Below are 24,373 nucleotides of genomic sequence, written 5' to 3'. Positions count from 1 at the left end.
GGCTGTGGCGGCGGGTGCGCCTGCTGCTGGCCGGCAATTACCTCAGCCAGGCACGCCAGCTGGCTGATGCCACCAATTTGCCGCTGGACAATGCGGCACTGAGCAATCCGGCTGCCGCCAGTCCGGCTACGGCCGGCGGCCAGGAAGCCATTCTCTATGGCATCGTCAGCAAGGCACGCAGTGACAGCAATGCAGCAGTCAGCCGCCTGCTCAGCGTGGAAGGCGCGCTGAGCAAGGACCGCAGCGGCTTTGCCTGGGGACAGCTGGCCCTGCTGTCGGCGCGCAAGCAACTGATGGCGCAGGCGCTGCAATGGTATGCCAAGGCCGACCCGCAGCAATTGACCACCGAACAATGGGAATGGTGGGCGCGTGCGGCCTTGCGTGGCGAACAGTGGGCGCAGCTGGAACAGATCACCCGCGCCATGCCCGCAGCCGTGGCCAGCAAGCCGGCATGGCAATACTGGCGCGCGCGCAGCCTGAAACAGCTGGGCCGCGGCAGTGAAGCACCCGCACTGTTTGCCAAGGCCAGCATCGGCCATCATTACTACGCCTTGCTGTCGCTGGAAGAACTGGGCAATGCGTTGTCCACCCCGGCCAGCAAAACCGGCCCCAGTGCTGCCGACATCAGCGCCATGCGCGCCAATCCGGCCATCCAGCGCGCACTGGCCTTGCTGGACATCAGCAATAGCGCGGGCAAGCCGGAGTTGCGCAGCGATGCCCAACGCGAATGGCGCTGGGCCATGCGCGGCCGCAATGACATGGAGCTGCTGGCCGCAGCAGAAATCGGCCGCCGCGAAGCGTTTTACGACATGGCCATCTACAGTGCCGAGCGCACCAAGGAAGAACACGATTATTCGCTGCGCTACCTCACACCCTATCGCGACATCACCCAGCGTTATGCCCGCCAGCTGGATGTGGACGATGCCTGGGTCTATGGGCTGATCCGCCAGGAAAGCCGCTTCATCATCGCCGCCCGCTCCGGCGTGGGGGCTTCCGGCCTGATGCAGCTGATGCCGGCCACCGCCAAATGGGTGGCCAAGAAGATGGGGCTGACCAGCTATTCGGTCACCGATATCGACACCAATGTGCAACTGGGCACCTGGTATCTGCGCTATGTCCGCGACAGCCTGTCCGGCAACGAAGTCATGGCCACCGCCGCCTATAATGCAGGGCCGGGACGCGCCCGCGCCTGGCAGGATGGCCGCCCGCTGGACGGGACCATCTATGCGGAAACCATTCCCTTCAGCGAAACGCGCGACTATGTGCAAAAGGTCATGGCCAATGCCGCTTACTATGCCAGCACCTTCGGCCATGCCAATATTTCACTGAAGACCCGCATGGGCACGATTCCGGCACGCTGAAACACCGCAGCACAAGGAGAAAGCAATGCATGATCGACGTATCTGCCTGATCGGCGGCAGTGGCTTCATCGGCAGCTATATTGCAGAACGGCTGGCCGAGAAGGAAGCCGCGCTGACCATCGCCACCCGCAATCGCGACCGCAACAAGGCCGCGCTCATCGTCCTGCCCAAGACCGAAGTGGTTTCCACCAATGTGCATCACCCGCTGGCCTTGCAACAGCTGCTGGCCGGCCACGACACGGTGATCAGCATGGTGGGCATCCTGCACGGCACGCGCAAGGCCTTTGAACATGCCCATGTCGAGCTGCTGGACAAGATCATCGCCAGTTGCCACAAGCAGGGGATACGCCGTCTGCTGCATATCAGCGCACTGGGGGCCGATGTCAACGCACCCAGCGACTACCAGCAAACCAAGGGCATCGCCGAGCAACGACTGCGGGAAAGCGGACTGGACTGGACCATTCTGCGGCCGTCGGTGGTGTTCGGGCGGGGCGACAGCTTTCTCACCCTGTTTGCCGGGCTGCTGGACAAACTACCCGTGCTGCCACTGGCCGGTGCCAATACCCGCTTTGCCCCGGTATGGGCCGATGACCTGGCGCGCGCCGTGGTCGCCTGCCTGCAAAACCCGCACAGTGTGGGTCAGAGCCTGGACCTGACCGGCCCGCGCAGCTATACCCTGGCTGAACTGGTGCACTATGTGGGCCGGCTGCGCGGCACGCCGCGCCCGGTCATCGGCCTGCCGCAAGGACTGGCCATGCTGCAGGCCGGAATGATGGAGCTGCTGCCCGGCCCCACCCTGATGAGCCGCGACAATGTGCGCTCGCTGGCCGTGGACAATGTCAGCCCGCAGCCCTTCCCCAGCGCCCTGCTCGGCTTTGCCCCCACCGCGCTGGAAGTGGTGGCCCCCCATTACCTGGGCCAGGATGAATTCAATCTCATCCTGTCTGATTACCGCAGGGAAGCCGCTCGCTGATGCAGGTCTATATTGTCGGCGGCGCCGTGCGCGACCGCCTGCTTGGCCTGCCGGTCAAGGACCGGGACTGGGTGGTGGTGGGTGCCAGTGTCGAAAGCATGCTGCAACAGGGCTACAAGCCGGTGGGCAAGGATTTCCCGGTATTCCTGCACCCGCACAGCCATGAAGAATACGCACTGGCACGCACCGAGCGCAAAACCGGCAAGGGCTACCATGGCTTTGCCTTTCACGCCGATGAAAGCGTCACCCTGGAGCAGGACCTGGCGCGGCGCGACCTCACCATCAATGCCATGGCCCAGGACCAGCATGGCCAGCTGATCGACCCCTACCACGGCCAGCAGGACCTGCGCGACGGGATACTGCGCCATGTCAGCCCGGCCTTTGCCGAAGACCCGGTCCGCATTCTGCGCTTGGCGCGCTTCGCCGCCCGTTTCGGTTTTAGCGTTGCTCCGGAAACCATGCAGCTGATGCAGGGCATGGTGGCCGCCGGCGAGGTGGACGCGCTGGTGGCCGAGCGGGTGTGGCAGGAAATGGCCAAGGCGCTGCTGGAAGACAAACCGTCACGATTTTTCCTGATCTTGCGCGAATGTGGCGCGCTGCAACGCATTCTGCCGGAAGTTGACGCCTTGTTCGGCGTGCCGCAACGGGCGGACTACCACCCGGAAATCGACACCGGCGACCATGTGATGCGGGTGATCGACACCGCCGCCAGCATGCAGCAGCCACTGGCAGTACGCTTTGCCGCCCTGACCCATGACCTGGGCAAGGCACTGACCCCGGCCGACATCCTGCCGCGACATATCGGACACGAGGCCCGCGGTGAAAAACCCTTGCTGGCATTATGTGAACGGCTGCGGGTTCCGGCGGAATGCCGTGACCTGGCGCGCATCACGGTGCTCAATCACACCAAGATTCATTGCACCGGCGACATGAAACCGGCCACCATCCTGCGCCTGTTCAAGGATTGTGATGCCCTGCGCCGACCGGAACGTTTCCGCCAGATGCTGTGTGCCGTACTGGCCGATGCCCGTGGCCGTTTGCATTTTGAAAACTGTGCCTACCCGCAAGTGGACTGGATGGAAGGCATGCTGCAAGCGGCACTGGAGGTAGATGCCGGTGCCATTGCCCGCAGCTGCAGCGAGCCGCGGCAGATCGCCGCCGCCGTCGACCAGGCCCGCAGCCAGGCCATCGCCAGGGCGCGCCTAGCGCTTGGCCTGCCCGATAAAACCTAATGCAGTCATGCTGAACCAGCCGCACACCCCACGGAGAATGCGATGAAAACCTGTCTGAGCCTGATCTTGCTGGCCTTGAGCGCCAGCGCCCTGGCCAATTCCGCCTGCGACAAACCCAGGAATGATTTTGATGGCCTGTACTGCCTGAACAAGGTGTATAGCCAGGCCGACAAAGACCTGAACGAGAGCTATGGCGAACTGGCCAAGATGCTGGATGCCGAAGGCAGAAGACAATTGAAAAACAGCCAGTTGAGCTGGATTCGCCAGCGCAACGCCGATTGCAGCTACAGCGATCAGCGCGGCTTTTTCGTCAACCTGGATTGCGCTACCCGCACCACCATCGACCGCCTGCAATTCATCAATGACCGCAAGCGCGAGTGCAAGAGTGCCGGCTGCATGAACAGCAAGCTGCAATAAGCGCGGCTGGCAAAGCCTCACAGCACCCCCACGGACCAAGGCCCGCCGACGCCGACAGTACCAGGGGTAGCGCATGCAGGGGCAAAGCGGCAGCGGGGTGGTCAGCGAGCACCAATCCCCTGCCCGCCTCCCGGCGGCAGGGTTGGTTTCATGGCCTGCCGGCGGCCGGCACCGCCTGGCAGCGCGCAGCACCCGCGGCCACGGCCCGCGCCAGCTTGAGCGTCACCGCCGGCTGCGCCAGCCGCACTTCTTCAGCCGGATTGACGATCACCCCATGCTCGACCAGCACCGCCGGCTGGGTCGCCGTTTTCAATACCACCAGATCATCAAACCAGTAAATCCCCAGCGCCGCATCCGCTAAGGGCCGGTTTTCCCCGGCAATGGCTTCGGCATGATGCAGGGTTGGTCGCTCCCCTGCCTCCTGCAGTGACAGTGCAATCTGCCGGGCGCAGGCCAGGCTCAGCTCGGCAAAGGGGTTCTTGCGCGAAACAAACAGCGAGTAACCCTGAAACCGTCCAGCCTCAGACAGGTATTGTGGCTGTACCGAATCATGATGCACCGACAGCAGCAATTGCCGCCCCTGCGCCTGCAGGGTGCGTTCGCTCAATTGCCGGATATCGCCTGCCGCACCAATCAGTTGCACCTCGACTCCACGCTGACGCAACTGCTCGGCCAGCAGCAAGGCCATGCGCCGGTTGAAGCTGAACTCGGTCTGGCCGCTGGCACTGCGCGCACCGGGCGCCGCCAGCGAATGGCCCACATCCACCGCCACGCTTTGCACGCTCTGCGCCAGCGCCGGCAGGGCCAGGCCAAGCAGCAGGGTGAGGCTCCAGCACAGTTTCATGGCCTATCCACCTTCTGAAAATGATAGCCGCCAGCAGATCCTGCTGCGGTGAGCCGCCCAGGCAGGCACCCAGCTGCGCAAGCGGCTCAGCCCGCGGCGGCCAGTTCCAGCTGGCGCACCCGTTCAAACAGGCAGACGGTAGCCGCCATGGCCACATTCAGCGACTCGGCATGCCCCGGCATGGGAATGCGGATGCGGGCATCGGCCAGTGCCAGCAGCGCCGGTGACACGCCGGCACCTTCATTGCCGAACACCAGCGCCACGGCACCGGTCAGGTCCTGGCTGTACAGCGAGCTGCTGCCCTCCAGATAGGTCACCAGCTTGCGCCCGGCAAAGCCACGCATGGCCTGCTCCAATTCGACCTGTTCATGAATGCTGAGCACAAAGTGCGCCCCCATGCCGGCACGCAGCACCTTGGGCGAATAGACATCGACACAGCCTTTGGACAGCAGCACCTCGCGCACGCCGGAGGCGGCAGCACAGCGCAGGATGGTGCCCAGATTGCCAGGGTCCTGAATATCTTCCAGCAGCACCCGCGCCGCCGCGGCAGCCGGGGCCGCCGGTTGTGGCCGGGCACACAGGGCCAGCAGCTCCGGCGGGGTGGCCAGGGCACTGGCCTTGGCCATGACGGGCTCCGGCAGGATGGCCAGCGCACAGCTGGCCGGCAAGCTCGCCAGCAGGGCGGCCACCTCGGCATGGGCCAGCGCCTGGGCATTGACATAGACACGCTGCGGCAGCAGGCCGGCCTCAAGACAGGACTGGATAAGATGAATGCCTTCCAGCACCATCAGGCCCTGCTTGCGCCGCTCGCGGCTGTTTTGCACCAGCCGCGCCAGCTGTTTGACTTCGTCGTTATGGGGAGAACTTATGGTTTTACCGGTGTACTGCATGCATCAATGGTGCGGCGTCAGCCTGGCCACCAGTTCCTTGAAGCGGTGATAGCTGGTGTCGTCGATGTTGCGGCCGCTGCGGCCATTGTCGACATAGAACACCCCGGCCAGCCGATGGCCCAGATACAGGCTCATGATGGCGAATTCGCTATCTCCGATATGTTCGAAAAAATCATCCTCGTACTTGCGCACCAGCTGGTTGCGCACACTCTCCGGCGCATGGAAGCTTTGCGCCTTGCTGCTGAGCAGGGCAAGAAAGCTGCCGGGCTCCAGCTCCAGCGGCAGCTTGCGCAGCGCGTGGCCCTCGGCCAGCCCCACCTGGTATTTCAGACGCAAGCTGTGGCTGTCGTGGTCGTAGCGGTAAAACAGTACCCGCTCGAATTTCAGGTCATTGGACAGGTGACGGATGGACTCGCGTATGCCCTGTTCCAGCTGGTCGGGACTGGTCAGCACGGCCGCCTTTTTCAGTTCAGGCCGCTTGTATTCGCCCTCGATCAGCAGAATGGAACGTGCCGGGTAGGTATAGGCCGCGGCACGCGGCTGTCGCGCCACCGTCAGACAGGCTTGCACCACACCCAGATAGACCTGCTGCGGCGTGGCCCCGATCAGCTTGGCGACCAGATCCAGCCCCACATTCCATGATGAGCGCCACCAGCCCTGCTCCAGCGAGTTGGCGGTGGCCATGGCCAGCTTCAGCAGCTGTTTGCGTTTTGACGGTGCACCGCTCCCCAGCAGATTCAGTAGCCCCGCCGGCAGCGGCATGGCCAGGACAAACTGCTCCAGCACCTTGGAATAGTCGCTGCCGAAATGGTCAGCCACTTCCTGCAGCAGCGGCTTGTCCGGCAGCTGGTTGCGATAGATCAGGTAGAGGCAGGCCGGCAGATTGTAGACCAGCGCAGCGACAAAACAGTCTTCCACCTTGTGCTCGCCGGAAATCGACAGCCACTCCTTGATGATGAGTGCCGCCACGCGGCTGCGCCCCAGCCAGTCCTCCACCGCATCCACCACCTCGGCATCCAGCTTGTCCGTCACCGGCTGCATGGCATTGAGCTTGCCGAAGCGATGCACCACAGCCTCCAGCCCCATCAGCATCAGCGTCTGCTCGACCGAGGGAATCGACTCATTGCGCTGCAGGGCACGCGAACTGCCTACCACCCGCAGCAGGTCGAACAGCAGCAGCGGATCGGACAGGCAGAGATTGGCCAGCTCGGTAAAGCTGATCAGATCATTGTGGCGCGAGCAGGCATCCCTGACCTCGAGCAAGGTGGAGGGAAGAATCGGCCAGCGCCGTTCGGCGATGGACTGAAACCAGTTAGCGAGATCCATGGGGGTGGCACCAGATCAGCAATTCTTTCTGCAGCGGTCCGCCAAGCGGAATCCGGCTATCAGGTTGGACATCGGGAACCATGAAGGTATTGCTCACCAGCACGCTGGCTGGCCGGCCTTCCGCCAGGAACTTGCGCCAGACCCGGGGCATGGGTGCCGGCGACAAGAAGGCATATACCGCGTCATAGTCCCCCCAGTGTTCTTTCCAGAAGCTATGGCAGGCAAAGACCAGCCCGGCCGGACGACCGGCACGCCACCAGCGCAGCCGTGCCAGCAAGCAGCTGCCCCAGGCGTTTTCCAGCGCCAGGATGTGCAGGTCGGGCCGCAAGGCCGCCAGCTGCATGGCCAGGCGACCATCTCCACAGCCCGCCTCCAGCACCCGGGCCTGCGGTGGCAAACAAGCGGCCAGTTTTTCGGCCACTTCATGCGCGGAGCGGTACAGCGGCACGCGTTCGGTCAGGGCATTGCGTCCCACGGCAAAAGTCAGCAGCAGGCAAGACAGGTAAACCCAGGCCGGCAAAGCCTGCTGCTGTAGCAAAACGACCGCAGGCACAAACAGGCCGTGGGCAAATTTCTGCCAGCCCGGCAAACGCCAGGCATAACTGAGCGCTACGGCAAACAATGCCTGCAAGATGGCCCATGCTTGCGGCTGTACTGCCGGCGCAATAAAAAACCATGCCAGCAGCGCCGCCAGCAACTGCAGCAGAACAGGACGCAACAAGCGCAGGCGCATCCGGACTTATTCAGCCTTGGCCGGGGCGGCTTCCGCCGGGCCGATCGGGCCGATGGGCTCCTGATTCAGCGCTGGCTTGACCCCGTCGTTCTGGATGGCCTGTTCGGCATCCTTGTTGAGTACCACAATGGTGATACGCCGGTTTTCCGGGCTGAATACATTGCTCTTGATCAGCGGGTTGGCGGCGGCCACCCCCACCACGCGCATCACCTTGTCTTCCTGCAAGCCACCGGCAATCAGCTCGCGCCTTGCAGTATTGGCCCGGTCAGCGGACAGCTCCCAGTTGCTGTAACCCGCCTGGCCATTGCCAAATGGGGTGGCATCGGTATGCCCGGAGATGCTGATGCGATTGGGCAGCTGGTTCAGTTGCTGTGCCAGCTGCTGCAATAATTCACGGGTATGCGGCAGCATGCGCGAGCTGCCGGAATCAAACATCGGACGGTTCTGTTCGTCAACAATCTGGATTTTCAGACCTTCGGGCGTCATTTCCAGCTTCATCTGGTTCTTGTAATCCTTCAGAACCTGACTTTGCTCCACACTCGACTGGATCTTCTGCTGCAGCTTGTCCAGTGCCTGCTTTTCCATCACCTTGCGCTCTTGCTCTTTGGTGCTCTTGTTGACCTGGCCAGCCTTCTTGGTCAGGTCGTTACCACCACCCTTCACCAGCGAGGTGGCATCGCCGGCACCATCGCCACCGGACATGGCCACTTTCAGCGGGGTCTTGAAGTATTCGGCAATGCCGTTGAGCGTGCCCTGCGAGGCCGAACCCAGCAGCCACATCAGCAGAAAGAAGGCCATCATTGCCGTCACGAAGTCGGCATAGGCAATCTTCCAGGCACCACCATGGTGGCCGTGCCCGCCTTTCTTGATGCGTTTGACAATAATGGGGCGTTGCGATTCGTCTGCCATGATCTAACCCTGTGCGCCTTATTTCTTGGCTTGCTTGACGTGATCTTCCAGTTCCTTGAAGGAAGGACGATCCGTCGAGGTCAGCACCTTGCGGCCAAACTCCACGGCCACCTGCGGCGCATAGCCATTCAGGCTGGCCAGCAGGGTCACCTTGATGGTCTGGAACACGCGGGTTCCGTCACCCAGCTTGAATTCGAGAATGCTGGCCAGCGGGCCGACAAAGCCATACGCCAGCAAAATACCGAGAAAGGTCCCCACCAGGGCATGGGCAATCAGCATGCCCAGTTCGGAAGGCGGCGCCCCTACCGATTCCATGGTGTGCACCACCCCCATCACGGCGGCCACGATACCAAAAGCCGGCAAGCCGTCGGCCAGGCCCTTGACCGCACTGACCGGCACCTCGCCTTCGTGATGATGGGTTTCGATTTCCACATCCATCAGGTTTTCGATTTCGAAGGCATTCAGATTGCCCCCTACCATCAGCCGCAGATAGTCACAGATGAATTCCACTACATGGTGATCGTGCAACACCGCCGGATATTTGGAGAATACCGGGCTGGACTCCGGGTTTTCCACATCAGCTTCCACCGACATCAGACCTTCCTTGCGCACCTTGGACAGGATTTCAAACAGCAAGGTGAACAGCTCCATGTAGAAAGCCTTGTTATACGGTGTGCCCTTGAACACGGTAGGCATGGCCTTGACCGTAGCCTTGAGCGGAGCGCCACCATTGGCCACCACGAAAGCGCCGATGGCCGCACCGGCAATCATGACCACTTCCAGCGGCTGCATCAGGGCTTCGACATGCCCGCCCGCCGCCACGAAACCGCCCAGCACGGAGCCGAGAATGATGAGATAGCCGATTCCGACAAACATTAGCTTGATCCTGTAATTGTGATTATCGCGACGGCAGCCTGCGTCCCCGCCTGCAAGCATACACTGTCAAAAGCTGGCAGTGCCCCAATGCGCAAGGATAAACGCCACCTGCCCATCTGAAAAGCAGGAGTACTGCATCACTGTGCCATACGGCTTGTCTGCGCGCAGCGGCACAGACCCCCGACATCGCCACGGCAGCCCGAATAATAGCATGGCATGTCGGGCTTGCAGTCTGGCGCACTCTTCTTTTGTAGCCGTGTGCCGCGCCCTCTGCCAAGGCGATGATGGCCGGAACTGACGCAAAAAACGGGCCGCCCATGGGGCGACCCGTTTTTACACGGCATGCGGCAAGGCCGGATCAGACCAGACCGCGCTCTTTCAGCTGTTTCTCGAACTCCACCATGCACTTGGCAGCCGTTTCCAGCATCTGGTCGATTTCTTCCTTGCTGATCACCAGCGGCGGTGCGGAGACGATGTGATCGCCGCAGGCACGCATGATCAGGTTGTTCTTGAAGAAGATATCGCGACACAGGGTGCCGATTTCACCAAAGTTGGGGAACAGTTCGCGCGTGGCCTTGTTCTTCACCAGGGTGAAAGCCTGAATCAGGCCCACGCCGCGCACATCGTCCACATGCTCGAACTGGCCGAACACTTCACGCCAGCGTTTTTGCATATAGGGGCCGGTGTCGTTCTTGACGCGATCAACAATGCCTTCGTCACGCAGTGCCTTGACATTGGCGTGGGCCACGGCAGCCGCCACCGGGTGACCGGAGTAGGTGAAGCCGTGGTTGAAATCACCGCCTTCGGCCAGGGTAGTGGCCACCTTGTCGTTGAGGAATACCGCGCCAATCGGCTGATAACCGGAGGACAGACCCTTGGCGGTGGTGAAGATGTCCGGGGTAAAGCCGAATACCTGCTGACCAAACCATTCGCCGGTACGACCAAAGCCGCAGATCACTTCATCCGCCACCAGCAGGATGTCGTATTTCTGGCAGATGCGCTGGATTTCCGGCCAGTAGGTGGACGGCGGCACGATCACGCCACCGGCACCCTGGATCGGCTCACCCACGAAGGCAGCCACCTTGTCGGCACCCACTTCCAGAATCTTGTCTTCCACCCACTTGGCGGCGGCCAGGCCAAACTCTTCCGGCGTCATGTCCTTGCCGTGCTTGTACCACCACGGCTGTTCCACATGCACGATGCCCGGAATCGGCAGATCACCCTGTTCGTGCATATAAGTCATGCCACCCAGGCTGGCACCGCCGATGGTGGAACCGTGATAGCCATTCCAGCGGCCGATCAGGGTTTTCTTGTCCTTCTTGCCTTTTACATCCCAATAACGGCGCACCATGCGGATCATGGTGTCAACGGATTCGGAGCCGGAGTTGGTGTAGAAAACGTGTTTGAAGCCTTGCGGTGCCACTTCGGCCAGCAGGTGGGACAATTCCACCACGGCCGGATGCGTGGTCTTGAAGAAGGTGTTGTAGTAGGCCAGCTGTTCCATCTGGCGCTTTGCCACTTCCGGCAGATCCTTGCGGCCATAACCGATATTCACACACCACAGGCCGGCCATTCCGTCGAGAATCTTGTTCCCTTCGGAGTCGTACAGATAAATGCCATCGGCCTTGGTGATGACGCGCGCACCCTGCTCGTTCAGCGAGTTGGTATCGGTAAACGGATGCAGATGGTGTGCTGCATCCAGTTCGCGCCATTCGGTCGTAGTACGTTGGTTCTGCATAAAAGCTTCCTCTCTACTATCTCTCCAGCCCCTGCGGGGCTTATTGTTGGGCTGGCCGGAATCGGCCAGCCTCAGGCTGCAACATTGATGTTTAAAACAAGGCCCTGACGGGCCTTGCGATCAAGATGCCTGCTGCGACTGCCACTCTCCGGACGCCCGGCATGCCGGGCGTCCGCTGCCAATCCCTGCGGACCGGCAGCACTCACCTGAAATGTTTTTTATACGTGCAGCAACAGGAACTTGCGTTCCCACGGGCTGATGACGCGGAAGTACTCGGAGAATTCCTTCTCCTTCATACCCAGATACATCTTCACGAAATGCGGGCCCATCACTTCCGGAATATCCGGGCAGGCGGCCAGACGCTTGAGCGACTCTTCCGCACCATGCGGGAACTGGAAGGGCAGCTCGTAGGCATCGGTGGACATCGGCTCGCGCGGCTTGATCTTGTTGACGATGCCCAGGTAACCGCAGGCCAGTGTCGCTGCCATGGCAATGTACGGGTTCACGTCCACGCCGGGCACACGGTTTTCCACGCGGCGGGCGGCCGGGGAAGAATGCGGTACGCGCAGGCCGACGGTGCGGTTGTCGTAGCCCCACTCCACATTGGTCGGCGCAGCGGTATACGGGCTGAGGCGACGGAAGGAGTTCACGTACGGCGCAAAGAACGGCATCACTTCCGGGATGTAGTGCTGCATGCCGCCGATGAAGTGGAAGAAGATGTCGGACGGGCTGCCATCTTCATTGGTGAACACATTCTTGCCGGTGTTCTTGTCGATCAGGCTCTGGTGCATGTGCATGGCCGAGCCCGGCTCGTTTTCCATCGGCTTGGCCATGAAGGTGGCGTACATATTGTGGCGGAAGGCTGCCTCACGCACGGTACGCTTGAACAGGAAGACCTGGTCGGCCAGATCCAGCGGGTTGCCGTGCAGGAAGTTGATTTCCATCTGGGCGGTGCCGATTTCATGAATCAGCGTGTCCACTTCCAGATTCTGCGCATGGCAGTAGTCGTAGATGTCTTCGAACAGCGGGTCGAATTCGTTCACCGCATCGATGGAGTAGGAACGACGGCCAAACTCGGCGCGGCCGGTACGGCCGATCGGTGCGGTCAGCGGGATGTCCGGATCCGGGTTCGGCGACATCAGGTAGAACTCCATCTCCGGCGCCAGTACCGGTTCGAAGCCCAGTTCGTCAAACAGGCCCAGCACGCGCTTGAGTACGCTGCGCGGTGCCACGTCCACCAGCGAGCCATCGGCGCGGTAGCAGTCGTAAATCAGCTGGGCGGTGGGGTCGGCAGCCCACGGCACAAAGCGCAGCGAGTTCGGATCCGGCGTCAGCACCATGTCCGGGTCGGTCAGGTCCAGCATGCTGTCGTCCGGATAGTCGCCGGTCACCGTCTGGATCAGTACCGCTTCCGGAAGACGCATTTCCGGGTCGGAGACGAATTTGTCCTTGGGGACGATCTTGCCGCGTGCCACGCCGGTCATGTCCGGGACGATGCACTCGACTTCCGTGATGCGATGTTCTCGCAGCCAATCATTGATTTGGTTCATGTTTTCCTCTACTTCCATAGTGGCCGGTGAACCGGCTCTGGATGACGTGCGATTCAGCCCTGACGGCTGGCACGACGCGCGCGGCAAGCGTCACCGAACGCATTGAAAATGGCCATGGACACCGGGTTTTCCCAGTATTTCCATTCAGGATGCCACTGCGCGCCATAGGCAAAGCCCTTGGCATCCCTGACCCGGTATGCTTCCACCAGCCCGTCATCCGCCACGCCTTCCGCAATCAGGCGGTCGGCCAGACGTTTGATCCCTTGCTGGTGCAGCGAGTTCACCCTGACTTCATCCTGCCCCAGCCAGCTCTTGAGCAGGCTGTCCGGTTGCAGGTGCAGGGCATGTGCCAGACCATACATCTCATCCAGATTCTGAGTATCCGGCTCGCGATGATCGCTAAAGCCTGGCTCTTCCTGTACGTGCTGGAAAAGTTCGCCGCCCAGTGCAACATTGATTTCCTGGAAACCGCGACAAATACCCAGAAGCGGGATGCCTTCTTGCAGAAGAAGGTCGATGAGCGGCAGCGTGGTTGCATCACGCGCCGGATCATGAAGTGTTCCCTGGCGGCTGGCAGCGCCGCCATAACGATGAGGCTCTACATTGGACAGTGAACCAGGCAACAGCACACCGTCCACAAACTTGAGATATTCGCGCAGCGGCGCTGCATCACCCAGCGACGGGATCAACACCGGAATACCACCCACGCCACCTGCGGCAGCTGCAATGTATTTCTCGCCAACCGCATGAAATGGCAGACCGCCCACCATTTTCACATCACACGGAATGCCGATAATCGGTTGCTGCATAAGGACCTCGTTGACTCGATTGGAGAAACCGCACACGCGGTTTCCGACAGGTTGCCAGCGGCTGCACACCACGGCCTGGCTGCAGCCTGGTACCGCGCCTGTCCAGTGTGACTCATGTCCGGCCGTAGCGGCCACAAGAAACTGAACAGAAGGAAGTACCCATCATGCTGTCCGGCAAACCATGACGGACAGCATGAATGCTATCATCGCACAAACCAAGGTTTGATCAAATATACTGTTGCAGATGTTTAAAAAAATTCACAACACCCTTGATTCCTGAGGCTGATTCTGGCTATAAACTCCAAAACATGCAAAGAAATTTGATTTTGCAGCGCAACAACAGATGCAGGATACGATCAAAAACCATATGATGGAACGTCTAAAATTATTAACATAGATGGAAGCAGCCAGATGGATGTAGGCGCACGATTGAGAGTGGTCAGAGACCGGTTTGGTCTGTCACAACGCGAACTTGCCAAGCGGGCAGGCGTCACCAATGGCACGATCTCCCTGATCGAGCAGAATCGCGTCAGCCCGTCGATCAGCTCCTTGAAGAAGGTACTGGAAGGCCTGCCGATGACCTTGGCGGAATTTTTCACTTTTGATGTAGAGCCGCAACAGCCGCGCGTGTTCTACCAGGCAAAAGAACTCCCCAATCTGGGCAATGATCAAATCAAGCTGCTGCTGGTCGGCACCGCCCATGAACGGCGCGATATCGCCATTCTGAAAGAGCACTACGAACCGGGTGCCGACACCGGCCCCGACATGCTGATGCATGAAGGCCAGGAAGGTGGCGTCATCATTGCCGGTTCGATTGAAATCACGGTCAACAACGAAACCCGCATTCTGGGTCCGGGCGACTCTTACTATTTCGACAGCAAACTGCCGCATCGCTTTCGCAACATCGGCAACGAAATCTGCGAAATGGTCAGCGCCAGCTCGCCGCCCACATTCTGATTGACGGTCGCCAGCAACGAGCAACCGGAATCACCTTACATAAATATCAGGAGAAGACCCATGGCGCGTACCCATGCAGAGTGGAAACAGCTTGCTGCACAACTGAACATCGAAGGCCGTGCCTTCATCAACGGTGCCTACACCAGCGCCGCCGATGGCAAGACCTTCGATTGCGTCAATCCGGCCAACGGTCAGAAACTGGCGGACATCGCCAGCTGCGGCGAAGCCGAGGTCAACGCTGCCGTGACCGCTGCTCGCGCCGCCTTTGATTCCGGCAAATGGTCGGAACTGGCACCGCTGGCTCGCGGCAAGATCCTGAAACGCTTTGCCGCGCTGATTCGCGAACATGGCGACGAGCTGGCGCTGCTGGAAACACTGGACATGGGCAAGCCGATTGGCGACTCCACCACGGTGGATGTGCCGGGTGCGGCTTACTGCGTGGAATGGTTTGCCGAAGCCATCGACAAGATCGGTGGCGAAGTGGCGCCGGTCGATCCCAAGCTGGTGGGCCTGGTGACCCGCGAAGCGATTGGCGTGGTGGCTGCGGTGGTGCCGTGGAACTTCCCCATACTGATGGCCAGCTGGAAATTCGGTCCTGCCCTGGCAGCGGGCAATGCCGTCATCGTCAAGCCGTCGGAAAAATCCCCGCTCACCGCCATCCGCCTGGCGCAACTGGCCAAGGATGCCGGCATCCCGGATGGCATCTTCCAGGTACTGCCCGGTGCCGGTGACGTCGGCAAGGCACTGGCCCTGCACATGGACGTGGACTGCCTGGCGTTTACCGGCTCCACCGGCGTGGGCAAGCTGATTGCCGGCTATGCCGCGCAATCCAACCTCAAGCGGGTCTGGCTGGAACTGGGTGGCAAGTCGCCGAATATCGTGCTGGAAGACTGCCCGGACATTGCCAAGGCTGCCCGTACCGCAGCCGGCGCCATTTTCTTCAATATGGGGGAAATGTGTACCGCCGGCTCGCGCGTGCTGGTACAGCGCAGCGTGAAAGAGGCTTTCCTGGCCGAGTTCAAGAAGGCTGCCCAGGGCTGGTTCCCCGGCGATCCGCTGGACCCGGCCACCAGCATGGGGGCCATTGTCGACAAGATCCAGTACGACAAGGTGCTGTCCTATGTCGACAAGGGAATCAGCGAAGGTGCCGGCCTGATCTGCGGCGGCAAGGCCGCCCACACCGACAAGGGCCTGTTCATCGAGCCGACCGCCTTTGATTGCCAACGCCCGGACATGACCACCTGCCGCGAGGAAATCTTTGGCCCGGTGCTGTCGGTGATCACCTTTGACACCCTGGACGAAGCCATTCGCATCGCCAACGATACCGAGTATGGCCTGGCCGCTGCGGTATGGACTTCCAATGTCAGCACCGCCCACCAGGTTTCGCGTCGCCTGCGCGCCGGCACCGTGTGGGTCAACTGCTACGACGAAGGCGGCGACATGAACTTCCCCTTCGGCGGCTTCAAGCAGTCGGGCAATGGCCGCGACAAATCGCTGCACGCGCTGGAAAAATACAGTGAGCTGAAGAGCACGCTGATCAAGCTGTAACACCGGCCTGGCCGCTGTGTTTGGCCCCAAAGAGCCTTTGCGGTTTGCAAAGGCTCTTTTTCCATGGTGCTGCTCCCGGCACTCAGATCTGGTACTGGTAGATGATGCTGGTCTGTTTTTCTGCCAGCTCAAGCAGGCTGACCGAATTTTGGGCCACGCCTGCGGCTGTCTCGGAGGACTCTTCAGCCATCTGCACCACATGTTCGATCTGGCGCGAGATATTATTGGCGGACGCCCGCTGCTCCTGAATGGTATTGGCAATCTCCTCCACCATCCTCACCGTCTGGGCCGTCGCACTACCGATCTTGGCAATCGCCTGATCCGCATCATCCGCCCGGAGCACGCCCACACCGGTCAGCTCCTCGGCAATCCGCATCTGCTCGGTGGCCATGCTCGATTTCTCCCGCATGGCATTGATGGTTTGCGATATCTCCTGCGTCGAAACAGAGGTTCTTTCCGCCAGCTTGCGTACCTCATCGGCAACAACCGCAAAACCACGCCCCATCTCTCCGGCTCTGGCTGCTTCAATTGCCGCATTCAGGGCCAGCAGATTGGTTTGATCGGCGATTTCCTTGATGACCTGCACAATGGTATTGACGTTACCGCTATAGCTTTCCATGGCACGGATACTCTCGCCGGACTGCCCGACTGCACTGGCTATATCGTGAATATCGCGAATGGTCTGCGAAATGGTTGCCGAACCCTGATTGGCCAAGCGCCCGGCTTCGTGCGCCAGGCTGCGCGCATCAGCACTGCGGTCGGAAATATTATTCACGCTTTGTGTCATTTGCCTGATCGAGGCTGCCATGCTGGCAGATGACTCGCTCTGCTGTCCGGAAGCTGCAGACACCCTGCGTGCAGACTGGCTGACTTGCTTTGAAGCGACGATGACATCCTGCGCACTGGCCTGCATTTCACTGAAACTGCGATGCAGATTCTTGATCAGCTCATTGATGTAGTTGAATGTTTCACTGACCTCATCCTTGCCATGACGCGAAAGCCGTACCGTGAAATTTCTATCCTTGCTCAAAGCAATAATCACGGTTTTTATTTCTTGCAGGCCACCAATAACAGAACGATAGACACCCCAATAGATGACCGCAAGCACACACAAGGCAGTGATTGCCACCGACATTAAGATGACTTTATTTCTTGCGGATACCTTTTCATCCTGGTCCTGAAAGTCGGCCGCCAACTTGACATTGTAGGCAACATGCTCCCGAATGGCCTGTAAAAATCCTTCCGCTGCCTGTTTGATATCACCGGCCAGAAAACGATTAATGGCAATATCCCGGCCGGCCTGATCTTTCTCGCCAGCAATGGCCGCATGAATACGCTGCACATAGTGCTCAAATGTCATCCTGTCTTTTTGCAACAAATTCCGGTCAGCTTCATCGTAGATATCATTCTGACCATAGCGATACAATGCAGCGCTTACCCCCTTTTCCGCCTGACTGATCATTTCCATTGTCTTGCCTCGGTCTGTCGTGGTAACCGACAGCGCGGTCTGATTCACCGCGGTGCGCAAATTGACAAATGAATCGGTTGCCGCATTCAAATCCTTGACCGAGGGAATCAGATTACTCAGCGCACCCACCAGGCGACCATCCGCTTCCCTTTCAAAATACATGGCCATGAAAACCAGGGTAATGATCACCATGACGGAGAAAAAGATGGCCGCCAGTAATTGGGATGACAGTTTCATCTTGAACACCTGTATTTAAGCGGTTAATCATTTCTTATAGCATCAGCCAATACCGATAAACAGGAAGACAAAACTGTTGACACATGTCATTTAGAACGGGAAGTTGACATGGCGCTCTCGCATTCATCTTCTAAAATAATCCACCCGAAAATAAGCCTGGCCATTACCCGAATGGCATCGCAATGGGATCAACCGCGGATTGCAGCATATCGAGCCGGCCATTGCCGGCAGGCATAAAAAAAGCGCTTCATTCGAAGCGCTTTTCACTGCCCACAACGGGGAGGCCAAGCAGCCAGGCCAAACGCCCGGCATCAATATGGTGACGCTGGCTTGGCTTATCCCTGCGCCACCATCTCCAGCGCCAGCGCCTCGGCCACGCGAATGCCATCCACCCCGGCGGACAGAATGCCGCCAGCGTAGCCAGCGCCCTCGCCGGCCGGATACAGGCCCTTCACGTTCAGGCTTTGCAAATCTTCGCCACGGGTGATGCGCAGTGGCGAGCTGGTGCGGGTTTCCACCCCGGTCAGCACCGCATCGTGCATGTCATAGCCGCGGATTTTCTTGCCGAATTCCGGCAGCGCCTCGCGCATGGCGGTAATGGCGAAATCCGGCAACGCGCTGGCCAGATCGGTCCAGTGCACGCCAGGCTGGTAGGAAGGTTCCACCGATCCCACCGCCGTGGAGGCACGCCCCGCCAGGAAGTCGCCCACCAGTTGCGCCGGTGCTTCGTAGGTGCTGCCACCCAGCACATAGGCGTGGCTTTCCAGCGCGCGCTGGAAGGCAATACCAGCCAGTGCACCACCCGGATAGTCTTCCGGGTTGATGCTGACCACCAGGCCGGAGTTGGCATTGCGCTCGGCGCGCGAGTACTGGCTCATGCCATTGGTAACCACACGGCCCTCTTCCGAGGTGGCCGCCACCACCTGCCCGCCCGGACACATGCAGAAGCTGTACACCGCACGGCCATTGCTGGCGTGGTGTACCAGCTTGTAGTCGGCCGCCCCCAGAATCGGGTGGCCGGCATACTTGCCCCAGCGCGCCTTGTCGATCATGGTTTGCGGATGCTCGATACGGAAGCCCACCGAGAAGGGCTTGGCTTCCATGAACACGCCACGCTGATACAGCATTTCGAAAGTGTCGCGCGCACTGTGACCGAGGGCGAGAATGACATGATCGGCTTCGATCTGGCTGCCATCGGCCAGCGTCAGGCCACGGATATGACCCTTGTCGATGTGCAGATCGGTCACGCGCTGCTGGAAGCGGATTTCCCCGCCCAGCGACTCGATTTCCGCGCGCATCTTTTCCACCATGCTGACCAGGCGGAAGGTGCCGATGTGCGGCTTGGCGATGAACAGGATTTCCTCCGGCGCACCGGCTTTGACGAACTCGGTCAGCACCTTGCGCCCCAGATGGCGCGGGTCCTTGATCTGGCTGTACAGCTTGCCGTCAGAAAAAGTACCGGCTCCGCCCTCGCCAAACTGCACGTTTGACTCCGGATTCAGCACATTCTTGCGCCACAGGCCCCAGGTATCCTTGGTACGTTCGCGCACCTTCTTGCCGCGCTCCAGCACGATGGGCTTGAAGCCCATCTGCGCCAATACCAGCGCTGCCAGCAGGCCACAGGGGCCAAAGCCCACGACGACCGGGCGCTTGCTCAGCGTGGCCGGAGCCTGGGTGACAAAGTGATAGCGGGTATCCGGCGTGGGCAGCACATGCGGATTGCCCTTGAAGCGGGCCAGCAATTTGGCCTCGCCTTCCACTTCCATATCGATGATGTAAGCCAGGCTCATCACACCGCGGCGCGCGTCATAGCTGCGCTTGAACACGGTGTAGCTTTTCAGGTCGGCCGGCTTGATGCCCAGAAAGGCGACAATGGCGTCGCCGAGTTCTGCTGCGCTGTGATCCAGCGGCAGCTTGAGTTCGGTAATGCGTAACATGCTGATTCCAATGCACAGGTTGCTGTCTATTCAACAAGGGCCGTATTGTAGGAGGGACGCCCGCCAAAAGCAAAACCGGCCACCAGGGGCCGGTTTTGCACAGAAGAAAACGGGCTTAGTCGCGGAAGTTGTTGAACTGCAGCGGTACGCCGTTTTCCTTGTCATCGGCAATTTCCTTGCGCAGCAAGGCGATGCATTCTTGCAGCAGGTCGCGCTTGGCGCCGGACACCCGTACCGCCTCACCCTGGATGCTGGCTTGTACTTTCAGCTTGGAATCCTTGATCAGCTTGACGATCTTCTTGGCCATTTCGGTTTCCAGGCCTTCCTTCACGGTCAGCACCTTCTTCACCTTGTTGCCACTCACTTTTTCCAGCTTGCCATATTCCAGGCTGCGCACATCGACACCGCGCTTGGACAGCTTGCTGACCAGGATATCGTTGACCTGGTCCAGCTGGAATTCGGCGTCGGCATACAGGGTGACTTCCTTGTCGGTCTGCTCGATACGGGAATCGCTACCCTTGAAATCGTAGCGGGTGGACACTTCCTTGTTGGCCTGCTCGATGGCATTGCGCACTTCTACTTTATTGACTTCGGAAACAATATCAAAAGACGGCATGGGACTGGTCCTGTAAGGCAGATAAGGCTTAATCGGGCAATTTTAGTGGCTGCGCCGGCCCTTGTCACTCGTCAGCCCGGTGGCTGCCCTCGCCCAGCCGCGCGCGCATGGCTTCCACTTCCTGCAGACGGTCGCTGATGGCCGCCCATTGCCGGGTATTGAGGGCGGCGATGACGGCATCCACCAGCAACATCAAGGGCGTATTGGTATCCCAGCCGGAAGGGCCGGCGGTGTGGGCCGCCAGGGTAAAGCGCGCCACCCGCGATACCGGCGACAGCCACTGGTCGGTAAACAGCAAAACGCTGACCTTGCGTTGTGCGGCCATCTCGGCAATGTGCAAGGCGCCATCCCAATAGCGGCGGATGTCGAAGATCACCAGCACATCATGCTTGCCCATGTCCACCAGCGAGTCAGCCCAGCTGGATGGCACCCCACGCAGATGCACCACGTCGGGCCGCACCACTTTCAGGTGGTGGCCCAGATAGGCCGCCAGCGGATCAGTCAAGCGCCCGCCCAACAGCCAGATGCGGTTCTTGCGCTCGCCCAGCAGGTCCACCACGCCATCGAACTCCACCCGCGGCAGATGCGCCACCGTTTCCTGCATCAGCTGGGTGATGCGCGCCGCGTAGCTGACCAGAAAATCACTGTCGCCCTGCAGCTGGGCCGGGTCGTGGCGCACCAGCGGCGACTGCAGGCGGATTTCCAGCTCATCCCGCAAGGCGGTCTGAAAGGCGGTGTAGCTGTCGAAGCCCAGCTTGCTGATCAGGCGCAGCACGGTCGGGCCACTGACATCCGCCCTGAGCGCCAGCTGGGCGATGGTTTCCAGCCCGGCCACCGGGTAATTCGCCAGCAGCACCCGCCCTACCTTGCGCTCGGTCGGGGTCAGGGTTTCAAACAGCACGCGCAGTTCTTCCGCGATGGACCGGCTATTACTCACAGGCTTCTCCGCAATCAGGCACTGGCTGACAAGTACCTGTTATCAATGGCCGGCAACAAGGCGCAGCCAACCTTCACCCGGCAATGATAGCAGTCCACAGCGCCAAAACGGCACTGTGGCATTGCTTCCACATTGCACAGCACAATCTAATTTTTATTACATTTTTATCTTGATTGATGTTTTTCTAACGAACAATACTAGCCGCAACAGGAGAAGGAATCCCCCTGCCACCCACCCAACACCAGCGCAAGGAGCAATCATGGATGCTCGGCATGTAAAGACAATGGCAGATTTGAAGACCCTGATCGAACAGCGCCAGCTACGGCAGATCAAGGTTGGCCTGGTTGATATCGATGGCGTGATGTGCGGCAAATACATGTCGCGTGACAAGTTCCTGTCCTCGCTGGAGGGCGGCTTCGGCTTCTGTGATGTGGTGTTCGGCTGGGACGTGGGCGACAAGCTGTACGACAACACCCTGCTCACCGGCTGGGGCCGTGGCTATGGCGACGCGCAGATCCGGCTGATTCCCGAGTCCTGTCGTGAACTGCCTCTGGAAGACAATATGATCTTCGTGCAGGGCGAGGTGGTGGGCAGGCTGGAAGGGCTGTGTCCGCGCGGCGTACTGCGGCGGGTGGTGGAGCGTGCCCGCACCATGGGCTTTGAGCCGATGGCCGGCTTCGAATACGAATTCCTGGTCACCGACGAAAGCAATGCCGCGCTGCAAGACAAGCTGTACCAGAATCCCAAACCGCTGGGCAGCGGTGCTTTCGGCTACTCGGTGCTGCGTAACTCGGTGAATACCGATTTCTACCGCGGCCTGCTCGATTTGTGCGAGCAGATGAATATGCCGGTAGAAGGCTTTCACGAAGAAACCGGCCCCGGCGCCCTGGAAGCCGCACTGACGGTGGACAAGGCCATGACCGCCGCCGACAACGCAGTGTGCTTCAAGACCTTCTCCAAGGTGCTGGCAGAAAAACAGGGGCGCATGATCTGCTATATGGCCAAGTGGAACGAAGAACACTCCGGCCAGGGCGGGCACATCCATATCTCGCTGAAGAACCGCGATGGCCACAGCGCCTTCCACCAGAGCGGGCGCGATCACAATATCAGCGACACCATGCGCCATTTCATTGGCGGCATTCAAAAACTGATGCCGCAATTCATGAGCCTGGCCGCCCCCACCATCAACAGTTTCCGCCGGCTGGTGCCGGGTTACTGGGCGCCTACCAGCGCGCTATGGGGGGTGGATAACCGCACTGTGGCCATCCGCGCCATTCCGGGCAGCAGCAAATCGCAGCGGGTGGAATACCGCCTGCCGGGTGCCGATACCAACCCTTATCTGGCGCTGGCCAGCGGGCTGGCTGCCGGCCTGTACGGCATCGAAAACAAGATCGAGCCAGAAGAGCCGGTCACGGCCAATGGCTATCTGCTGCAAGCCCCGCCCCATCTGCAACTGCATCGCACCCTGTGGGACGCCGCCCAGGCGCTGCGCGCCTCGGCCGCCGCCCGCGACTGGTTTGGCGATGATTTTGTCGACCACTTCGCCGCCACGCGCGAGTGGGAAGAACGCGTGTTCCAGCGCCATGTCACCGACTGGGAATTGAAACGCTACTTCGAGATCATCTAAATGAGCACATCCTATTCCGTCATCTCCCCCGTCGATGGTGCCATCCTGCTGGAGCGCCCCTACTCCACGCCCAGCCAGACCCAGGCCGTACTGGATGCTGCCACGGCAGCACAGTGCGGCTGGCGACATACCCCGCTGGCCGAACGCAAGGCGCTGATCGGCAAAGCGGTAGACTGGCTGGTAGCGCACAAGGACGCCTGTGCCGAGGCCATCACCCGCCAGATTGGCCGCCCCATCAGCCAGTCGCCCGGCGAAGTGCGCGGTCTGGAAGAGCGCGCCCGACACATGCTGGCTATTGCCGAGGAAGGGCTGGCTGACATCCACCCCGCCGCCAAGCCTGGTTTCCAGCGCTTTCTGCGCCGCGAGCCACTGGGCACGGTACTGGTGCTGGCGCCGTGGAATTACCCCTTCCTCACCGCCATCAATACCATCGTGCCGGCGCTGGCCGCCGGCAATACCGTCATCCTCAAGCACTCCTCGCAAACCCCGCTGGTGACCGAGTTGTTCCAGCAGGCTTTTGATGCGGCCGGCCTGCCTGCCGGAGTATTCCAGAGCCTGCAGCTGGACCATGCGGCCACCCTGCGGCTGGTGGCCGCGCCGCAGATCGATTTTGTCGCCTTTACCGGCTCGGTGGCTGGTGGCCGTACAGTACAACAGGCCGCCAGTGAACGCTTTATCGGCGTGGGGCTGGAGCTGGGTGGCAAGGACCCGGCCTATGTGCGCGCCGATGCCGACCTGGCCAGCGCCATCGAAAACCTGGTGGACGGTGCCTTTTTCAACTCCGGCCAATCCTGCTGCGGCATCGAGCGCATCTATGTCCACCGCAGCCACTACAGCGCCTTTGTCGATGGCTTTGTCGAACTGACCAAGGCTTACCGCTTTGGCAACCCGCTGGATGCCGCCACCAATCTCGGCCCCATGGTGCGCGCCAGTGCTGCCGCCTTTGTGCGTGGCCAGATTGCCGATGCCGTCGCCGTAGGGGCGCGGGCGCTGATTCCGGCCGGGCACTTTGCCGCCGATGCGCCGGGCACGGCCTATCTGGCCCCGCAAGTCCTGGTGGATGTGCACCACGGCATGAGCGTGATGCGGGAGGAGAGCTTTGGCCCGGTCATCGGCATCATGCCGGTGGATTCCGATGAGCAGGCCGTGGCGCTGATGAACGACAGCGCCTATGGCCTCACCGCCTCGCTGTGGACGCAGGACCGCGAAGCCGCCATCCGCCTGGGCAATGACATTGCCACCGGCACGGTATTCATGAACCGCTGTGACTACCTGGACCCTGCCCTGGCCTGGACCGGGGTCAAGGACACTGGCCGCGGCATTTCGCTATCCGTGCTGGGCTATCAGCAGCTCACCCGTATCAAATCCTTCCATCTCAAGGGGTAAAG

21 protein-coding genes are annotated in these 24,373 nt (G+C 60.5%); 8 read left to right on the top strand and 13 right to left on the bottom strand.

Annotated elements, in window-relative coordinates; all coding sequences use genetic code 11:
- The 4 genes from JHD64_RS10340 to JHD64_RS10325 form a co-directional block, all read left to right on the top strand.
- Nucleotides 1–1,361 (top strand): lytic transglycosylase domain-containing protein (locus JHD64_RS10340; protein WP_199053187.1); only part of this gene is annotated, 1,361 nt, incomplete at its 5' end.
- A gap of 25 nt (nt 1,362–1,386) precedes the next feature.
- Nucleotides 1,387–2,334: a complex I NDUFA9 subunit family protein gene (locus JHD64_RS10335; RefSeq protein WP_199053186.1), complete on the top strand. Its 948-nt coding sequence runs from the start codon at nt 1,387–1,389 to the stop codon at nt 2,332–2,334.
- Nucleotides 2,334–3,566: a multifunctional CCA addition/repair protein gene (locus JHD64_RS10330; protein ID WP_199053185.1), complete on the top strand. Its 1,233-nt coding sequence runs from the start codon at nt 2,334–2,336 to the stop codon at nt 3,564–3,566. The genes JHD64_RS10335 and JHD64_RS10330 overlap by 1 nt, the downstream gene beginning before the upstream one ends.
- Before the next feature lie 42 nt (nt 3,567–3,608).
- The gene (locus JHD64_RS10325) at nt 3,609–3,983 is read left to right on the top strand and encodes a lysozyme inhibitor LprI family protein (protein ID WP_199053184.1); all 375 of its coding nucleotides are present in this window, start codon (nt 3,609–3,611) and stop codon (nt 3,981–3,983) included.
- Between the two features lie 148 nt (nt 3,984–4,131).
- On the opposite strand, the gene JHD64_RS10320 is transcribed toward JHD64_RS10325, so the two are convergent.
- The 9 genes from JHD64_RS10320 to JHD64_RS10280 form a co-directional block, all read right to left on the bottom strand.
- Nucleotides 4,132–4,827, bottom strand: coding sequence for an N-acetylmuramoyl-L-alanine amidase (locus tag JHD64_RS10320; RefSeq protein WP_199053183.1), 696 nt, complete (start codon nt 4,825–4,827; stop codon nt 4,132–4,134).
- An 86-nt stretch (nt 4,828–4,913) separates the two neighbouring features.
- Complete coding sequence (locus JHD64_RS10315; protein WP_199053182.1) at nt 4,914–5,717, bottom strand: RNA methyltransferase; 804 nt, start codon at nt 5,715–5,717, stop codon at nt 4,914–4,916.
- A gap of 3 nt (nt 5,718–5,720) precedes the next feature.
- Nucleotides 5,721–7,043, bottom strand: coding sequence for an HDOD domain-containing protein (locus tag JHD64_RS10310; RefSeq protein WP_199053181.1), 1,323 nt, complete (start codon nt 7,041–7,043; stop codon nt 5,721–5,723).
- Nucleotides 7,030–7,764, bottom strand: coding sequence for a class I SAM-dependent methyltransferase (locus JHD64_RS10305; protein WP_233170428.1), 735 nt, complete (start codon nt 7,762–7,764; stop codon nt 7,030–7,032). The genes JHD64_RS10310 and JHD64_RS10305 overlap by 14 nt, the downstream gene beginning before the upstream one ends.
- 18 nt (nt 7,765–7,782) lie before the next feature.
- Nucleotides 7,783–8,685, bottom strand: coding sequence for a flagellar motor protein MotB (motB, locus tag JHD64_RS10300; protein WP_059287321.1), 903 nt, complete (start codon nt 8,683–8,685; stop codon nt 7,783–7,785).
- Between the two features lie 18 nt (nt 8,686–8,703).
- Nucleotides 8,704–9,561: a flagellar motor stator protein MotA gene (motA, locus tag JHD64_RS10295; protein WP_059287320.1), complete on the bottom strand. Its 858-nt coding sequence runs from the start codon at nt 9,559–9,561 to the stop codon at nt 8,704–8,706.
- Between the two features lie 358 nt (nt 9,562–9,919).
- The gene (locus tag JHD64_RS10290) at nt 9,920–11,299 is read right to left on the bottom strand and encodes an aspartate aminotransferase family protein (RefSeq protein WP_059287319.1); all 1,380 of its coding nucleotides are present in this window, start codon (nt 11,297–11,299) and stop codon (nt 9,920–9,922) included.
- 218 nt (nt 11,300–11,517) lie between these two features.
- Nucleotides 11,518–12,849 carry a glutamine synthetase family protein gene (locus JHD64_RS10285; RefSeq protein WP_103523626.1) on the bottom strand — a complete coding sequence of 444 codons (1,332 nt, stop codon included), beginning with the start codon at nt 12,847–12,849 and terminating at the stop codon, nt 11,518–11,520.
- Between the two features lie 53 nt (nt 12,850–12,902).
- The gene (locus tag JHD64_RS10280; protein ID WP_059287324.1) at nt 12,903–13,658 is read right to left on the bottom strand and encodes a gamma-glutamyl-gamma-aminobutyrate hydrolase family protein; all 756 of its coding nucleotides are present in this window, start codon (nt 13,656–13,658) and stop codon (nt 12,903–12,905) included.
- A gap of 411 nt (nt 13,659–14,069) precedes the next feature.
- Between JHD64_RS10280 and JHD64_RS10275 the strand changes: the two genes are divergently transcribed.
- Nucleotides 14,070–14,615 (top strand): cupin domain-containing protein, encoded by a 546-nt coding sequence (locus tag JHD64_RS10275; protein ID WP_059287325.1) that lies wholly within the window; start codon nt 14,070–14,072, stop codon nt 14,613–14,615.
- A gap of 60 nt (nt 14,616–14,675) precedes the next feature.
- Nucleotides 14,676–16,163, top strand: a complete 1,488-nt coding sequence (locus JHD64_RS10270) for an aldehyde dehydrogenase (protein WP_110313320.1) — start codon at nt 14,676–14,678, stop codon at nt 16,161–16,163.
- An 82-nt stretch (nt 16,164–16,245) separates the two neighbouring features.
- On the opposite strand, the gene JHD64_RS10265 is transcribed toward JHD64_RS10270, so the two are convergent.
- From JHD64_RS10265 to JHD64_RS10250, 4 genes are all read right to left on the bottom strand, one after another.
- Nucleotides 16,246–17,868, bottom strand: coding sequence for a methyl-accepting chemotaxis protein (locus JHD64_RS10265; protein WP_199053179.1), 1,623 nt, complete (start codon nt 17,866–17,868; stop codon nt 16,246–16,248).
- Between the two features lie 335 nt (nt 17,869–18,203).
- A complete protein-coding gene (locus tag JHD64_RS10260) occupies nt 18,204–19,805 on the bottom strand; it encodes an NAD(P)/FAD-dependent oxidoreductase (protein WP_110313322.1) in 1,602 nt (533 codons plus the stop codon).
- A gap of 115 nt (nt 19,806–19,920) precedes the next feature.
- Complete coding sequence (locus JHD64_RS10255; RefSeq protein ID WP_059286473.1) at nt 19,921–20,421, bottom strand: YajQ family cyclic di-GMP-binding protein; 501 nt, start codon at nt 20,419–20,421, stop codon at nt 19,921–19,923.
- A gap of 64 nt (nt 20,422–20,485) precedes the next feature.
- Nucleotides 20,486–21,358 (bottom strand): MurR/RpiR family transcriptional regulator, encoded by an 873-nt coding sequence (locus JHD64_RS10250; protein ID WP_199053178.1) that lies wholly within the window; start codon nt 21,356–21,358, stop codon nt 20,486–20,488.
- Nucleotides 21,359–21,641: 283 nt separating this feature from the next.
- Between JHD64_RS10250 and JHD64_RS10245 the strand changes: the two genes are divergently transcribed.
- Entirely contained in the window at nt 21,642–22,985 is a 1,344-nt protein-coding gene (locus JHD64_RS10245) for a glutamine synthetase family protein (protein WP_233170426.1), read from the top strand.
- A complete protein-coding gene (locus JHD64_RS10240; protein ID WP_199053176.1) occupies nt 22,986–24,371 on the top strand; it encodes an aldehyde dehydrogenase family protein in 1,386 nt (461 codons plus the stop codon).
- Nucleotides 24,372–24,373 lie beyond the last annotated feature (2 nt).

Origin of the sequence: Aquitalea sp. ASV15, assembly GCF_016429115.1 — a bacterium.
GTDB classification, from domain to species: Bacteria; Pseudomonadota; Gammaproteobacteria; order Burkholderiales; family Chromobacteriaceae; genus Aquitalea; species Aquitalea magnusonii.
Note: the sequence above shows the minus strand (reverse complement) of the source record. Positions and strands in the feature narration are given on the sequence as shown.

What these genes read in the sequence shown, in the direction of transcription:
- motB (WP_059287321.1), bottom strand. Translation starts at nt 8,685, where the DNA reads ATGGCAGACGAATCGCAACGCCCCATTATTGTCAAACGCATCAAGAAA.
- JHD64_RS10260 (WP_110313322.1), bottom strand. Translation starts at nt 19,805, where the DNA reads ATGTTACGCATTACCGAACTCAAGCTGCCGCTGGATCACAGCGCAGCA.
- JHD64_RS10320 (WP_199053183.1), bottom strand. Translation starts at nt 4,827, where the DNA reads ATGAAACTGTGCTGGAGCCTCACCCTGCTGCTTGGCCTGGCCCTGCCG.
- JHD64_RS10330 (WP_199053185.1), top strand. Translation starts at nt 2,334, where the DNA reads ATGCAGGTCTATATTGTCGGCGGCGCCGTGCGCGACCGCCTGCTTGGC.
- JHD64_RS10310 (WP_199053181.1), bottom strand. Translation starts at nt 7,043, where the DNA reads ATGGATCTCGCTAACTGGTTTCAGTCCATCGCCGAACGGCGCTGGCCG.
- JHD64_RS10240 (WP_199053176.1), top strand. Translation starts at nt 22,986, where the DNA reads ATGAGCACATCCTATTCCGTCATCTCCCCCGTCGATGGTGCCATCCTG.
- JHD64_RS10270 (WP_110313320.1), top strand. Translation starts at nt 14,676, where the DNA reads ATGGCGCGTACCCATGCAGAGTGGAAACAGCTTGCTGCACAACTGAAC.
- JHD64_RS10280 (WP_059287324.1), bottom strand. Translation starts at nt 13,658, where the DNA reads ATGCAGCAACCGATTATCGGCATTCCGTGTGATGTGAAAATGGTGGGC.
- JHD64_RS10245 (WP_233170426.1), top strand. Translation starts at nt 21,642, where the DNA reads ATGGCAGATTTGAAGACCCTGATCGAACAGCGCCAGCTACGGCAGATC.
- JHD64_RS10265 (WP_199053179.1), bottom strand. Translation starts at nt 17,868, where the DNA reads ATGAAACTGTCATCCCAATTACTGGCGGCCATCTTTTTCTCCGTCATG.
- JHD64_RS10335 (WP_199053186.1), top strand. Translation starts at nt 1,387, where the DNA reads ATGCATGATCGACGTATCTGCCTGATCGGCGGCAGTGGCTTCATCGGC.
- JHD64_RS10275 (WP_059287325.1), top strand. Translation starts at nt 14,070, where the DNA reads ATGGATGTAGGCGCACGATTGAGAGTGGTCAGAGACCGGTTTGGTCTG.
- JHD64_RS10315 (WP_199053182.1), bottom strand. Translation starts at nt 5,717, where the DNA reads ATGCAGTACACCGGTAAAACCATAAGTTCTCCCCATAACGACGAAGTC.
- JHD64_RS10285 (WP_103523626.1), bottom strand. Translation starts at nt 12,849, where the DNA reads ATGAACCAAATCAATGATTGGCTGCGAGAACATCGCATCACGGAAGTC.
- JHD64_RS10255 (WP_059286473.1), bottom strand. Translation starts at nt 20,421, where the DNA reads ATGCCGTCTTTTGATATTGTTTCCGAAGTCAATAAAGTAGAAGTGCGC.
- JHD64_RS10325 (WP_199053184.1), top strand. Translation starts at nt 3,609, where the DNA reads ATGAAAACCTGTCTGAGCCTGATCTTGCTGGCCTTGAGCGCCAGCGCC.
- motA (WP_059287320.1), bottom strand. Translation starts at nt 9,561, where the DNA reads ATGTTTGTCGGAATCGGCTATCTCATCATTCTCGGCTCCGTGCTGGGC.
- JHD64_RS10290 (WP_059287319.1), bottom strand. Translation starts at nt 11,299, where the DNA reads ATGCAGAACCAACGTACTACGACCGAATGGCGCGAACTGGATGCAGCA.